This is a genomic window from Pantoea sp. R13S299 (genome assembly GCF_048515925.1).
Classification (GTDB): Bacteria; Pseudomonadota; Gammaproteobacteria; order Enterobacterales; family Enterobacteriaceae; genus Pantoea.
This window is the reverse complement of record NZ_JBLYEF010000004.1, coordinates 390,294-404,692: the sequence shown is the minus strand read 5'-3', so window position 1 is coordinate 404,692 and position 14,399 is coordinate 390,294. Positions and strand designations below refer to the sequence as shown.

The 14,399-nt window shown below is 56.9% G+C and carries 14 protein-coding genes; 2 read left to right on the top strand and 12 right to left on the bottom strand.

The window, feature by feature from the left end:
• Positions 1–37: 37 nt before the first annotated feature.
• Positions 38–1,429 (bottom strand): NarK family nitrate/nitrite MFS transporter, encoded by a 1,392-nt coding sequence (locus tag ACN1CO_RS18905; RefSeq protein WP_419140267.1) that lies wholly within the window; start codon positions 1,427–1,429, stop codon positions 38–40.
• A gap of 315 nt (positions 1,430–1,744) precedes the next feature.
• Here ACN1CO_RS18905 and narL point away from each other — a divergent pair, with 315 nt between their 5' ends.
• Complete coding sequence (gene narL, locus ACN1CO_RS18900; protein WP_419140266.1) at positions 1,745–2,392, top strand: two-component system response regulator NarL; 648 nt, start codon at positions 1,745–1,747, stop codon at positions 2,390–2,392.
• A gap of 291 nt (positions 2,393–2,683) precedes the next feature.
• Complete coding sequence (gene mutS, locus ACN1CO_RS18895) at positions 2,684–5,245, top strand: DNA mismatch repair protein MutS (RefSeq protein WP_419140265.1); 2,562 nt, start codon at positions 2,684–2,686, stop codon at positions 5,243–5,245.
• Positions 5,246–5,374: 129 nt separating this feature from the next.
• Here mutS and rpoS read toward each other — a convergent pair whose 3' ends face one another.
• From rpoS to cysN, 11 genes are all read right to left on the bottom strand, one after another.
• Positions 5,375–6,367, bottom strand: a complete 993-nt coding sequence (gene rpoS, locus ACN1CO_RS18890; RefSeq protein WP_003849090.1) for an RNA polymerase sigma factor RpoS — start codon at positions 6,365–6,367, stop codon at positions 5,375–5,377.
• A gap of 57 nt (positions 6,368–6,424) precedes the next feature.
• A complete protein-coding gene (gene nlpD, locus ACN1CO_RS18885; protein WP_419140264.1) occupies positions 6,425–7,525 on the bottom strand; it encodes a murein hydrolase activator NlpD in 1,101 nt (366 codons plus the stop codon).
• Between the two features lie 162 nt (positions 7,526–7,687).
• Entirely contained in the window at positions 7,688–8,314 is a 627-nt protein-coding gene (locus tag ACN1CO_RS18880; protein WP_419140263.1) for a protein-L-isoaspartate(D-aspartate) O-methyltransferase, read from the bottom strand.
• On the bottom strand, positions 8,308–9,069 hold the full coding sequence (surE, locus tag ACN1CO_RS18875) for a 5'/3'-nucleotidase SurE (protein ID WP_419140262.1): 762 nt from the start codon (positions 9,067–9,069) through the stop codon (positions 8,308–8,310). The genes ACN1CO_RS18880 and surE overlap by 7 nt, the downstream gene beginning before the upstream one ends.
• A 191-nt stretch (positions 9,070–9,260) precedes the next feature.
• Entirely contained in the window at positions 9,261–10,301 is a 1,041-nt protein-coding gene (truD, locus tag ACN1CO_RS18870; RefSeq protein ID WP_419140261.1) for a tRNA pseudouridine(13) synthase TruD, read from the bottom strand.
• Positions 10,298–10,780, bottom strand: a complete 483-nt coding sequence (gene ispF, locus ACN1CO_RS18865) for a 2-C-methyl-D-erythritol 2,4-cyclodiphosphate synthase (protein ID WP_008927107.1) — start codon at positions 10,778–10,780, stop codon at positions 10,298–10,300. Before ispF ends, truD begins: the two co-directional genes overlap by 4 nt.
• On the bottom strand, positions 10,780–11,496 hold the full coding sequence (gene ispD / locus ACN1CO_RS18860; protein WP_419140260.1) for a 2-C-methyl-D-erythritol 4-phosphate cytidylyltransferase: 717 nt from the start codon (positions 11,494–11,496) through the stop codon (positions 10,780–10,782). Before ispD ends, ispF begins: the two co-directional genes overlap by 1 nt.
• Before the next feature lie 3 nt (positions 11,497–11,499).
• The gene (ftsB, locus tag ACN1CO_RS18855; RefSeq protein WP_003849108.1) at positions 11,500–11,817 is read right to left on the bottom strand and encodes a cell division protein FtsB; all 318 of its coding nucleotides are present in this window, start codon (positions 11,815–11,817) and stop codon (positions 11,500–11,502) included.
• Between the two features lie 169 nt (positions 11,818–11,986).
• Positions 11,987–12,307: a DUF3561 family protein gene (locus ACN1CO_RS18850; protein WP_419140259.1), complete on the bottom strand. Its 321-nt coding sequence runs from the start codon at positions 12,305–12,307 to the stop codon at positions 11,987–11,989.
• A gap of 54 nt (positions 12,308–12,361) precedes the next feature.
• Positions 12,362–12,967, bottom strand: a complete 606-nt coding sequence (cysC, locus tag ACN1CO_RS18845) for an adenylyl-sulfate kinase (protein WP_419140258.1) — start codon at positions 12,965–12,967, stop codon at positions 12,362–12,364.
• Positions 12,967–14,394 carry a sulfate adenylyltransferase subunit CysN gene (gene cysN / locus ACN1CO_RS18840; RefSeq protein WP_419140257.1) on the bottom strand — a complete coding sequence of 476 codons (1,428 nt, stop codon included), beginning with the start codon at positions 14,392–14,394 and terminating at the stop codon, positions 12,967–12,969. The genes cysC and cysN overlap by 1 nt, the downstream gene beginning before the upstream one ends.
• Positions 14,395–14,399 lie beyond the last annotated feature (5 nt).

Genomic DNA, 14,399 nt, shown 5'->3' with positions numbered 1-14,399 from the left:
AAAATTTTGCCGGTGCGCCACACCGGCTTTGTTGTTATCAGGCGCGTGCTTTTCGTCCGTAAACCACCCAGGTCACCGCGATACAGCAGAGGTAAAAGACCAGGAAGATTTTCATTGCGCCAGCGGGTGAACCGGTCATGGCGAGCGACAGACCAAAGGTCTGGGGAATGAAGAAGCCGCCCAGCGCGCCAATCGCGGAGATAAAGCCGAGCGCAGCCGAGGTTTCCGTTCCCGCTTCACGCTGCGCATGCGCATCGTCGCCGCCTTCGGCTTTGATACGTTCCAGCGTCAGCTTGCGGAAGAGCACCGCAATCATCTGATAGGTGGAGCCGCTACCCAGACCGGAGGTCAGGAACAGGCCCATAAACACGGCGAAGAAGGCGACGAACGAGCCGTCATGTCCGTCACCCGGCAGGGTGAGGAACAGCAGCGCAGCAAACAGCGCCATCAGGATGTAGTTGACCAGCGTGACGCGGGTTCCGCCGAGACGGTCAGAAATAATGCCGCCTGCGGAACGGGCCAGCGCGCCAATCAACGGACCGAAAAAGGCGTAATGCATGATCACGACATCAGGAAATTGCGTCTTCGTCAGCATGGCGAAACCGGCAGAGAAGCCGATAAAGGAACCAAAGGTCGCCAGATAGAGCAGCGCCATGACCCACAGGTGGGGACGTTTCAGCACCGGCAACTGCTCACGCAACGAGGATTTCGCCGCGGCCAGGTCGTTCATGCCGAACCAGGCTGCCAGCGTGCCGATCGCCAGGAACGGCACCCAGATCCAGGAAGCATTCTCCAGCCAGAGGCTGTCGCCGGTGACGGTGGTATGACCCACATCGGCAAAACCAAAGATGGCGCAGGAGATTGCCAGCGGGGCGACGAACTGCATCACGCTGACGCCAAGATTACCGAGGCCGCCGTTGATGCCCAGCGCACCGCCCTGACGGGCTTTGGGAAAGAAGAAGCTGATGTTGCCCATGCTCGACGCGAAGTTAGCGCCGCCAAAACCGCACAACAGGGAAATCACCATGAAGGTCGCGAATGACGTCTGGCTGTCCTGCACGGCAAAGCCGAGCCACAGGCACGGGATGATCAGGATGCCGGTGCTGAAGGCGGTCCAGCGGCGTCCGCCAAAGATCGGAATAACAAAAGAGTAAGGCACACGCAGCAGCGCACCGGACACCGATGGCAGCGCGGTCAGTAAAAAGAGCTGCTCAGTGCTGAAGTTAAAACCCACTTTATTCAGGTTAACCGCGACGGTGCTGAACAGCATCCAGACGCAGAAGCCCAGCAGCAGGCAGAAAACAGAAATCCACAGGTTACGGCTGGCGATACGTTTACCGCGTGACTGCCAGAACGCATCGTTTTCCGGTTGCCAGTCCTGAATTAACGCGCCGCGCGTCGGGGTTTGCAAAGGGGCGGATTGGGTCATAAATCTCTCATCAGCAGAATAATAATTGTGCATATCCTGCGCATCCGGCCTGGCGGCTTGCTTGATACAAATCAACGGCAAGGCAGGTTACAAAGGCGCGGCACTCCCTGACCATCCCGGTTAAGTAGTTGACTGAACGCGGATAATCCTTATAAATCATGCGGTTTAATGGCAGCCAAAAACGCCATCAGCAAAAGGGTGCCCGAATGGAAATAAAGGAGTAGTCCATTGGGGGTATATAGCGACCCCGCTTCACCGGTAAGATAGGCTTCTGTGCCCGTTCAGGGCTGGCATACGCGACAGACAGGAGCCATTGTGACGGCCGGGAAATTTACGCTCTTATTGATCGACGACCATCCCATGCTGCGTAACGGGCTGAAGCAGCTGATTGCGCTGGATGTGCGTCTGCAGGTGATTGCCGAAGCAGGTAATGGCATCGATGGCATGGCGCTGGCACAGCAGCACGATCCCGACCTGATCCTGCTTGATCTCAATATGCCGGGGCTGAACGGACTGGATACCCTGACCCGGCTGCGTGAAATCGCTCTCTCTGGTCGGGTGGTCGTGTTCAGCGTTTCAGATAATGAAGAGGATGTGGTCAGCGCGCTGAAGCGCGGCGCAGATGGTTATCTGCTGAAAGATATGGAACCGGAAGCCTTGTTGAAGGCCCTGCATCAGGCGGCGGCCGGACAGATCGTGCTGAGCGAAGCGTTGACCCCGATTCTGGTTGCCCGGTTACGCGAAGCGCAGCCTGCTCAGACGCGCGATATCAATCAGCTGACCCGCCGTGAACGCGACATCCTGCAATTGATCAGCGACGGGATGACCAACAAAGCTATTGCCCGCAAACTGGACATCAGTGAAAGCACAGTCAAGGTCCACGTCAAATATCTGCTGAAGAAGATGAACCTCAAATCCCGGCTCGAAGCTGCCGTCTGGGCACTGCAGAACGGGCTGCACTGATCCACTCCGCTCCCCGATGCGGCGTGTTGCCGCCCTGCCTGCCGTCAACTGTCGCAGAAATCGCGAGCCGCCTCGCAGCCCGGAGTCAGAGTCATGAGAACAGGCACTTTTCTGTCGCCAGCTGCCGCCACATTTGCCAGGATGCCTGTAAGGTTACACCCGGTCAGGATCGGGGCAATGCATCAGGCTGGCATATGCCCTTCCCTATTCGTTATCATCTGACTATCCTGCGCGCCTGGAATGGGCGTTGACCGCCAGAAATTTACCGCATTGAAGATGAGTTAAAACCTTATGCAAGAGCCAACCGAAAAGGACTTTCCTTCTCACACACCCATGATGCAGCAGTACCTGCGCCTCAAGGCAGAGCATCCTGACATTCTGCTGTTTTACCGGATGGGTGACTTCTACGAGCTGTTTTATGACGACGCAAAGCGCGCCTCGCAGCTGCTGGAGATTTCACTCACCAAACGCGGTGCGTCAGCGGGCGAACCGATCCCGATGGCCGGGGTGCCCTATCATGCGGTTGAAGGCTATCTGGCAAAGCTGGTGCAACTGGGCGAGTCCGTTGCCATCTGCGAGCAGATAGGCGATCCGGCGCTGAGTAAAGGTCCGGTCGAGCGCAAAGTGGTGCGCATCGTCACGCCAGGCACTATCAGTGATGAGGCGCTATTGCAGGAGCGGCACGACAATCTGCTGGCGGCAATCGTGCAAAGCCCGCGCGGTTTTGGTTACGCCACGCTGGATATAAGCTCAGGCCGTTTTCGTCTGAGCGAACCTGCCGATGCAGAAACCATGGCGGCAGAGCTGCAGCGTACCAATCCGGCTGAGCTGCTCTACCCCGAAGATTTTCAGGCGATGTCGCTGATCGATCAGCGACGGGGCCTGCGCCGCCGTCCGCTGTGGGAGTTTGAGATCGACACCGCGCGCCAGCAGCTGAACCTGCAGTTTGGCACCCGCGACCTCAATGGCTTTGGCGTGGAGAACGCGCACCTCGGACTGAGTGCGGCGGGCTGCCTGCTGCAATATGTCAAAGATACCCAGCGCACCACGCTGCCCCACATCCGCTCGCTGAGCATGGAGCGGCAGCAGGACAGCATCATCATGGATGCCGCCACACGCCGTAATCTGGAGATCACCCAGAACCTGGCAGGCGGCACGGACAACACCTTAGCGGCCGTGCTGGATAAAACCGTCACGCCGATGGGTAGCCGGATGCTGAAGCGCTGGCTGCATATGCCGCTGCGCGATGTGCGCATCATTAACCAGCGTCAGGAGTCGATTGCCGAGCTGCAAAATCTTAGCGACGTGCTGCAGCCGGTGCTGCGTCAGGTCGGTGATCTGGAGCGCATCCTGGCCCGCCTGGCGTTGCGCACTGCACGTCCACGCGATCTGGCCCGTATGCGTCATGCGTTCCAGCAACTGCCGGAACTGAACCAGCTGCTGGCCGATGTCGAAGCACCGCAGTTACAGAAACTGCGCGCGCAGATGGGCGAGTTCACCGCGTTACGTGAGCTGCTGGAGCAGGCGGTGATTGAGTCACCACCTGTACTGATCCGTGACGGCGGAGTGATTGCGCCAGGCTACAACGCGGAGCTGGATGAATGGCGGGCACTGGCCGATGGCGCAACCGACTATCTTGACCGGCTGGAGATTCGCGAACGCGAAAAGCTGGGACTGGATACCCTTAAAGTCGGCTTTAACGGTGTGCATGGCTATTACATCCAGGTCAGCCGCGGACAGAGTCATCAGGTTCCGATGCACTATGTCCGTCGTCAGACGCTGAAAAATGCTGAGCGCTACATCATCCCGGAACTGAAAGAGTACGAAGACAAAGTCCTCACCTCTAAGGGCAAAGCGCTGTCGCTGGAGAAAAGCCTGTATGAGGCACTGTTCGATCAGCTGCTGCCGCATCTTGAAGCGTTGCAGCTCAGTGCTGCCGCGCTGGCCGAGCTGGATGTGTTGAGCAACCTGGCGGAACGCGCCTGGTCACTGAACTATTGCCGCCCGGTATTGCAGGATAAAGCCGGGATTAAAATCAGCGGCGGTCGCCATCCGGTGGTTGAACAGGTCCTGAAAGAGCCGTTTATTGCCAACCCGCTGTCACTGGCACCCCAGCGCAGAATGCTGATCATTACCGGCCCCAACATGGGCGGTAAGAGTACCTATATGCGCCAGGCCGCACTGATTGCGCTGATGGCATGGATTGGCAGTTTTGTTCCGGCCGATGAGACGCTGATTGGTCCGCTGGATCGCATCTTTACCCGCGTCGGTGCCGCGGATGATCTCGCCTCCGGGCGCTCGACCTTTATGGTTGAGATGACCGAAACCGCCAACATCCTGCACAACGCCACCGAAAACAGCCTGGTGCTGATGGATGAGATTGGACGCGGAACCTCCACCTATGACGGTTTGTCGCTGGCCTGGGCCTGCGCCGAAAACCTGGCGAACCGCATCAAGGCGATGACGCTGTTTGCCACCCATTACTTCGAACTGACCACCTTGCCGGAGAAAATGGAAGGCGTGGTCAACGTCCATCTGGATGCAGTCGAGCACGGTGATACCATCGCCTTTATGCACAGCGTGCAGGAAGGGGCTGCGAGTAAGAGTTATGGTCTGGCGGTGGCGGCGCTGGCTGGCGTGCCTAAAGAGGTGATTAAGCGGGCACGCAACAAGCTGAAGGAGCTGGAAAACGTTTCAAACCACTCCGCGTCATCGACGGTCGATGGTTCTCAGCTGCCGCTGCTGGTTGAAGAGACTTCACCAGCCGTGGAGGCACTTGAGGCACTGGATCCGGATACGCTGACACCGCGTCAGGCGCTCGACTGGATTTATCGTCTTAAATCGCTGGTCTGATAGCTCACCGCATCGCGTTAATGCGTGGTGCGGTGCTATTCGCTCCAAATCACTTTTCTGCAGACATAAAAAAAGCGATGGTTTTCACCATCGCTTTTCGCATTCGTACTCAGATCGTCTTATAAACGATTATTCACGAAACAGTGCTTCAATGCTGAGGCCCTGCGCCTGCAGGATTTCGCGCAGACGGCGCAAACCTTCAACCTGAATCTGGCGTACACGCTCGCGGGTTAAGCCGATTTCACGACCTACATCCTCAAGCGTTGCCGCTTCATAGCCCAACAGGCCGAAACGACGAGCCAGCACTTCACGCTGCTTGGCGTTCAGTTCGAACAGCCATTTGACGATGCTTTGTTTCATATCATCGTCCTGCGTGGTGTCTTCCGGGCCGTTGTCTTTCTCATCGGCCAGAATGTCCAGCAGCGCTTTTTCAGAATCACCGCCTAATGGCGTATCAACCGAGGTAATGCGTTCGTTAAGACGTAACATGCGGCTTACGTCATCAACCGGTTTATCCAGCTGTTCGGCGATCTCTTCCGCACTCGGCTCATGGTCGAGCTTGTGGGAAAGTTCACGCGCAGTACGCAGATAAACATTCAGTTCTTTCACAATGTGAATCGGCAGACGAATGGTACGGGTTTGATTCATAATCGCCCGTTCAATAGTCTGACGAATCCACCAGGTGGCGTACGTTGAGAAACGGAACCCGCGCTCCGGGTCAAATTTCTCTACGGCGCGAATCAGGCCGAGGTTACCTTCTTCAATCAGGTCCAGCAGAGCTAAACCACGATTGCTGTAACGACGGGCGATTTTTACCACCAGGCGTAAGTTACTTTCGATCATGCGGCGACGGGAAGGGATATCACCCCGCAATGCACGGCGAGCGAAGAAAACTTCTTCCTCTGCCGTTAACAACGGAGAATAGCCAATCTCCCCGAGATAGAGCTGCGTCGCATCTAATACACGCTGCGTCGCACCCTGTGATAGCAACTCTTCTTCCGCTACGTCGCTATCACTGGCTTCGTTTTCAACGAGTGCCTTCTCGTCAAAAATTTCAGCTCCGTTCTCATCGAATTCCGCGTTCTCATGTAACTCGTTTACTTTCAGCGTATTCTGGCTCATAAGCGGCTCCTACCCGTGATTCCAGGGCAGAACATAAAACAGTTTTGTTCTGCCGGATTATCGCTGCGGTAAATAACGCAACGGGTTTACGGATTTCCCCTTGTAACGAATTTCAAAGTGTAATCTGACTGAACTGGTTCCGGTGCTACCCATGGTAGCGATCTTCTGCCCCGCCTTAACTTCCTGTTGTTCCCGAACCAGCATTGTATCGTTGTGGGCGTAGGCGCTCAGGTAATCATCATTGTGTTTAATGATGATTAAATTACCGTAACCCCGGAGTGCGTTACCTGCGTAAACCACTCGTCCTGAAGCAGTGGCGACCACAGATTGTCCGCGCGTCCCGGCGATATCGATGCCTTTATTGCCACCTTCGGCGGCAGAGAAGTTATCGATAATCTTCCCGTCAGTCGGCCAGCGCCAGCTTCCGACCGGCGTTGAACTGTTGGTTGTACTGCTAACCGTTGGGGGTGCGGTAACTAATGGAGCTGTTGTCGTTGCAACATTTGCTCCTTTCGAAGGCAACAATTTGCTGCCACCCGAATTACCCGAATCATCAGAATACGTAATAACAGGTTGCTGTGCAACAGGAGGCGCTTTAATTTGCGGCGCCGCCGGAACCCCTCCCTGCGTTGCATCAGCAACGGTAATGGGATTGCCGCCGGTAATCGGCTGGCCCGACCCATTTCCAATCTGTAAAGTCTGACCAACATTCAGGCCGTATGGCGCAGGAACGTTATTACGCTGGGCTAAATCACGGAAATCATTGCCGGTAATCCAGGCAATATAAAACAAGGTGTCCCCACGCTTAACGGTGTAGGTTTCACCGGAGTAGCTACCCTTAGGAATATTCTGGTAACTGCGGTTGTACACTATCCGGCCATTCTGCGTCTCAACATTACTATTGGTACTAATCATTCCACCGCTGCTGGGAACAGATGCTGAATTTTTACTTAACATTTGTCCCTGGGATGGCGCGACAGGAACGCCACCTGAAACCGTGTCGGCTCCAGCCTGGCTGTTTGTCATGCCGCCATCATCGCCAACGCGACTGATGGGTGCCTGTGAATTGTCGCTGGAGCTGCAGCCTGCCAGCCAAAAACCTACCAGTGAAAGCGCCGCCAGACGGCGTAACTGAAAAAGTGTGCTTCCCGTGCTCATTAATCCCCCGTGATGGCAACTCTGATCTATCTGTTTCACTGTACCTGCCAGCAGAATGCTCTGCGCGGCGTGATAAAATCTGCATTTTTGTTGAATAAACCGGATAGTAACAACATCAGGTACGTGGTGCCATGAAACACTTGTGAAGAAATACGAAGAGTGTCAGGCGAGATCGCCCTGCACCAGCGGAACAAAACGCACCGGCTCAATGATCTCTTCCGTGACCTCTTCGCCCTGACGACGCAGGCGTTTCAGTACCTGCTGCTCTTCGCCGACCGGCAGCACCATAATGCCGCCTTCTGCCAGTTGTGCTATCAGCGCAATCGGAATTTCCGGTGGTGCGGCGGTGACAATGATGGCATCGAACGGACCTCGTGACGGCCAGCCCTGCCAGCCATCGCCATGACGGGTCGAGACATTATGCAGATCCAGCTGTTTCAGGCGGCGCTTAGCCTGCCACTGCAGCCCTTTGATGCGTTCCACTGAATAGACATGGTCCACCAGATGGGCAAGGATCGCCGTCTGGTAACCGGAACCCGTACCAATCTCCAGTACGCGTGAATGCGGATTAAGTTCCAGCAGTGCAGTCATCCGCGCGACCATATAAGGCTGGGATATCGTCTGGCCGGAGCCGATAGGCAAGGCAACATTGTCCCAGGCTTTATGCTCGAACGCCTCGTCGATAAAACGTTCGCGCGGCACCTCGCTAATGGCTTTCAGCAGGATTTCATCATCAATGCTCTGCTGACGCAGTTGTGACAGCAGTGTCTCAATACGCCGGTTCACCATGCCAGGTTCACCTCAGCTTTTGCCAGCCAGTCACAGAGCACGTCCTGCGCACCGTGCGCCGTTAAGTCGACATGCAACGCGGTGACAGACACATAGCCCTGATCCACGGCAGCAAAATCTGTATCCGGGCCCGCATCGAGCTTTTCGCCCGGCGGTCCAATCCAGTAGAGGGTATTGCCGCGCGGATCCTGCTGCGCAATCACCTGATCTGCAGGATGTCGGCTGCCACAGCGCGTCACGCGAATACCTTTAAGCTCGGACAGCGGCAGATCGGGGATGTTGATGTTGAGAATGCGGCCGGTGCGCAACGGTTCATGCGTCAGCGCCCGCAGAATAGCGCAGGTCACCGCCGCTGCGGTGTCGTAGTGCTGATGGCCATTGAGCGAAACCGCGATTGCCGGTAAGCCCAGATGTCGCCCTTCCATCGCCGCCGCCACCGTGCCGGAATAGATCACATCGTCACCCAGATTGGGACCGGCATTGATGCCTGACACCACAATGTCGGGACGCGGCTGCATCAGCGCATTCACCCCCAGATAGACGCAGTCGGTCGGCGTCCCCATCTGAACCGCGATATCGCCGTTTTCATGGGTGAACGTACGCAGAGGCGTTTCAAGCGTTAAGGAGTTCGAGGCACCGCTTCGGTTACGATCGGGGGCAACAACCTGCACGTCAGCAATCTGCCGCAGGGCTTTCGCCAGAGTCTGAATACCTGGCGCATGAATGCCGTCATCGTTGCTGAGCAATATCCGCATTTCGTTCTGACCTTTTTTTATTCGACTGGTCGCCGTGACTGAACCTGTTTTAACGGCATGGCAACAGGCAGGGAATGGACAGCGATTTTTGCATTCTAGCGAGGCGCGCAAGGAAGTGGTAGGCGTAAATCACACGATGGAGGGGGTTTGCCGCAACATTACCCACACTGCGGGTCAGGTTGCGGCGAAGATTACTCATCAATCTGGTCAGGCGAGTCCGCGGGGGTCAGCAACTCACGGACCACACTGGTGGCAAAGCTGCCTGCGGGCAGCCAGAATGACAGCTCCAGCGTGACGTCATCCCACCAGCTCCACTGCATATCGCGCGGCACCACTAACATGGCGCGGCGGGCTGCATCGACCTTCTCGCGTTCAATCAGTCCGAGCAGCAGCGTGTCATCCGCCAGCGCCTGCTGTTCAAAAGCCAGCGCGTCAGCCTGCGGGCCCGGCTCGCCGCGTCCCGGCAGAGGTCCGGTAATGCGCAGCTCATGCTGATCAACACGACGCTGTGATTCTTCCAGCTCATCAGGCTGGACGACAAACCAGCTGCCGCGTCCGTTCAGCTGCAGAGCATCGCCGTTCAGCACCTGAGTCAGGCCGCCCTGCTGTTGCAGACGCCCGCTGGTCACCTGATTAAACAGCACACTGCGCGCGGCAGAAAGCATCATGCTGCGCTTGTTGCGGTCGCGAATGATAATTTCATTGCGCGCCCACTTCTCCGCCATCACCAGGTTGTTGCCGCCACGCCCAAAGCGCTGTTCACCAAAATAGTTGGGCGCGCCTGCATCGCGAATCTGCGCCAGACGGGTTTCAACCGCATCACGATCGCTGATCTGGCGGATGACCAGCCGGAACGCATTCCCTGCCAGTGCGCCGATGCGCAGTTTACGCTTGTGGCGCACCGCCTGCAGAATCTCGACCCCTTCCAGCGTAAAACCACGCAGATCGGGCATCGCATTGCCTGGCAGACGAAAACAGAGAGTCTGCTCTGTCACCGCATGACGGTCTTTCATCCCGGCATAGCTCATGTCGCGCTGATGAATACCGAGATACTTCGCCAGTGCCTCCGCCACAAAGCGGGTATTAGCCCCGACTTTACGGATGCGCACCAGCAGGTGCTCACCTTCACCATCCGCGCCATAGCCAAGATCTTCAACCACCACGAAGTCTTCCGGATTGGCTTTGATCACGCCAGAGGCCACAGGTGTGCCGTGCAGGTAATTCAGAATCATTGGCTGTCAGCTTTCAGGACTAACGCGACCGCTTCACAGGCGATGCCTTCACCGCGCCCGGTAAAGCCGAGCTTCTCGGTGGTGGTCGCTTTAACGTTGACCGCATCCATATGGCAACCCAGATCTTCTGCGATGTTGATGCGCATCTGCGGCACGTGCGGCAGCATTTTCGGTGCCTGAGCAATAATCGTGACGTCGACATTACCGATGCGATAGCCTTTGGCTTCGATACGACGCCAGGCCTCACGCAGCAGGCCGCGGCTGTCCGCCCCTTTGAAGGCCGGATCGGTGTCGGGGAACAGCTTGCCGATATCGCCCATCGCCACTGCGCCCAGCAGCGCATCAGTCAGCGCATGTAGCGCCACATCGCCATCCGAATGGGCGATAAAACCGTGTTCAAACGGGATCCGCACACCGCCAATCACTAACGGACCCTCTCCGCCAAAGGCGTGAACGTCAAAACCGTGACCGATACGCATCATGCGCTCTCCTTTAATTGAATCTGACTCAGATAAAAAGCCGCCAGCGCCAGATCTTCTGGCCGGGTGACTTTAATGTTATCACTGCGTCCGCTGACCAGCAGCGGATGGTAGCCGCAATACTCCAGCGCCGATGCTTCATCGGTGATGGTTGCGCCTTCTGTCAGCGCCCGCGTCAGGCAGGCAGTGAGCAGCGCATGAGGGAAAAATTGCGGCGTTAAGGCGTGCCAGAGATCGTCGCGTTCCACCGTATGGGCCACCGCGGCTTTGCCCGGCTCGCCCCGTTTCATGGTGTCACGCACGGGCGCAGCCAGAATCCCACCTACGTGGCTCTGCCCACGCACGTTAAGCAGTTTCTGGAGATCGTCGGGATGAAGACAGGGACGCGCAGCGTCATGGACCAGCACCCAGGCGGAACCCTGCGCGGCCTGTAATCCGGCCAGCACTGATTCAGCACGGGTCTCTCCGCCTGTGACCCTGAGCACACGCGGATCGCGTGCCAGCGGCAGTGAAGCAAAGTGCTGGTCATCGGGGCTGAGGGCGACAATCACCTGTTTGATGGCAGGATGGGAAAACAGACGCGCAATGCTGTGTTCCAGAAGGGTGTGCTGACCAATCGTCAGATACTGCTTCGGACAGGTTGCCTGCATGCGACTGCCGATCCCGGCAGCGGGCACCACGGCAATCACATCCGCAAGGGAGGCCAGAGTGTTCATGTTTTATCGTTGTAGGTTTTGCGCTGATTGTTGCGCGTTACGTTTGTTCTGGTCAGGCACCAGACGATAGAAAGTCTCACCGGGCTTAATCATGCCCAGTTCATTGCGTGCGCGCTCCTCGATCGCTTCCGAGCCGCCATTGAGATCGTCAATTTCGGCAAACAGCTGATCGTTTCGCGATTTAAGTTTGGCATTGTTTGCCTGTTGCACCGCGACATCATCATTGACGCGCGTATAGTCATGGATGCCATTTTTCCCCAGCCACAACGAATATTGCAGCCAGCCAAGCAGCACCAATAACAGTAACGTCAGTTTTCCCATCCCGCCCCCTAAAAACGGCCCAATCATCCCATAACTTTGCGCAGGACTCCACACCAGCGGCGAAAATGGCGCGCTTTGCTGCACGTCTGCACAATCAGTACCGATTCGGACGGGAAAAGATTTGTAACCTGCCGATGCGTTTGCACATCAGCGCGGACGCCGTTAAGGCTCACCAGCCGGAGAGAAAGGAGAACATTAACCAGAAGAGAGTGACCACCATAATGACCGTGGCGAGGGCGGCCCAGATCCAGTGTCCGCTCAGCAGCGTAGTCAATGCGATGCCCGTGACCACGGCAACCGGCAGCAGCGCCAGAAAGAATGGCCAGGTATAGAGAAAGAAGAACAGCGTGTTAGAGCCGAACAGCAGGAAAGGCAGCGCCAGTGCACACCAGTAAGCGAGTAAGCCGATAACGCCGCCCGGCAGCAATGAGCGTGGCTCATCCTGGGAGGAGTCATCTTTACGAGCGAGCATGGGGGTGATGTTCTGCATAGGCATCCTGTTGTTGCGAGGGCGGCAAACCCGAAGCGATTTGCCGCTGTCTCTTCAGGATCTGATGATATCGCGGTCGCGCAGCACGTCTAACAATTGGGCGGCGAGTTTTGTAACCAATTGTTCGCCATCCAGCTGGATTTCCGGGCTTTCGGGCGCCTCATAGACGCTGTCGATACCGGTGAAATTACGCAATTCTCCGGCGCGCGCTTTGCGGTACAAGCCCTTCGGATCGCGCGCTTCACACACCGCTAACGGCGTATCGACAAACACTTCGATAAACTGCCCGGGCTCCAGCAGGTCGCGCACCATCTGACGCTCGGCGCGATGCGGCGAAATAAAGGCAGTGAGCACCACGAGTCCGGCATCCACCATCAGTTTCGCCACTTCGCCGACCCGACGGATGTTCTCCTTGCGGTCATCGTCACTGAAGCCGAGGTCGCGACAGAGACCGTGACGCACATTGTCACCATCCAGCAGATAGGTGCTGACGCCGATGCGGTGAAGCGCCTGCTCCAGCGCACCTGCGACTGTCGATTTCCCCGAACCCGAAAGCCCGGTGAACCACAGCACCACGCCCTGATGGCCGTGCTGCTGTTCGCGTGAGGCGCGTGTTACCGAATGGTCATGCCACACCACGTTATCATCGTGCTGAGCCATTACTGACCGCCCAGCAGGTCGCGCGCGTTCCAGTGCGGGAAGTGACGACGCACCAGCGCATTCAGTTCCAGCTCAAACGCGCTGAACTCACCGGTATTAACCGGGGCATCATGGTTTGGCTGATGGATCATGCCAGCACCCACGGTGACGTTGGTCAGGCGATCGATAAAGATCATGCCGCCGGTCACCGGATTCTGCTGATAGCTGTCGAGCACCATCGGTTCGTCAAAGGTTAACTCAATGCGACCAATACCGTTCAGCGGCAGCGCATCGACCTGACGCGTCTCCAGCGAGTTGATCTCGACCTGATGCAGCACCTTCTCTATCCGGCCACGGGTTTTCTTACCGGCGATTTTCAGGTCATAGCTCTGACCGGCCTGCAGCGGCTGTTCTGCCATCCAGACCACGTCAACACTGGCCGACTGAACCGCTGCCAGATATTCGCTGGCATCGACCAGCAGATCGCCACGGCTGATATCAATCTCATCCTGCAGCACCAGCGTAATCGCTTCGCCTGCACCCGCTTCCTGCAGATCGCCATCAAAGGTCACAATCCGGGCAATGGTCGACTCGACGCCAGACGGCAGCACTTTAACGCGCTGACCGACCTGCACGCTGCCTGACGCCAGAGTACCGGCATAGCCACGGAAATCCAGGTTCGGACGGTTGACATACTGCACCGGGAAACGCATCGGCTGATGATCGACGACGCGCTTCAGCTCCACGGTCTCCAGCACATCCAGCAGCGTCGGGCCGCTGTACCACGGCATGGTCTGACTGGCGGAAGCCACGTTATCCCCTTCCAGCGCCGACATCGGCACAAAGCGAATATCGAGGTCGTCCGGCAACTGGGCAGCAAAATCCAGGTAATCCTGTTTGATCTGCTCGTAGCGCGCCTGATCGTACTCCACCAGATCCATCTTATTGATCGCCACCACCAGGTGTTTGATTCCCAGCAGCGTCGAGATAAAGCTGTGGCGGCGGGTCTGATCCAGTACGCCTTTACGCGCATCGATCAGCAGGATCGCCAGATCGCAGGTTGATGCACCGGTTGCCATGTTGCGGGTGTACTGCTCATGTCCCGGCGTGTCGGCGATAATAAATTTACGCTTTTCAGTCGAGAAATAGCGGTAGGCCACATCAATGGTGATGCCCTGCTCACGTTCAGCCTGCAGGCCATCCACCAGCAGTGCCAGATCGAGTTTCTCGCCTTGGGTGCCGTGACGTTTGCTGTCGTTGTGCAGCGAGGAAAGCTGATCTTCATAGATCTGACGGGTGTCGTGCAGCAGACGCCCAATCAGGGTACTTTTTCCATCGTCGACGCTGCCGCAGGTCAGAAAACGCAGCAGGCTCTTATGCTGTTGAGTGGTCAGCCAGGCTTCAACGCCGCCCTGGTCGGCAATCTGTTGTGCAATTACGGTATTCATCTGGC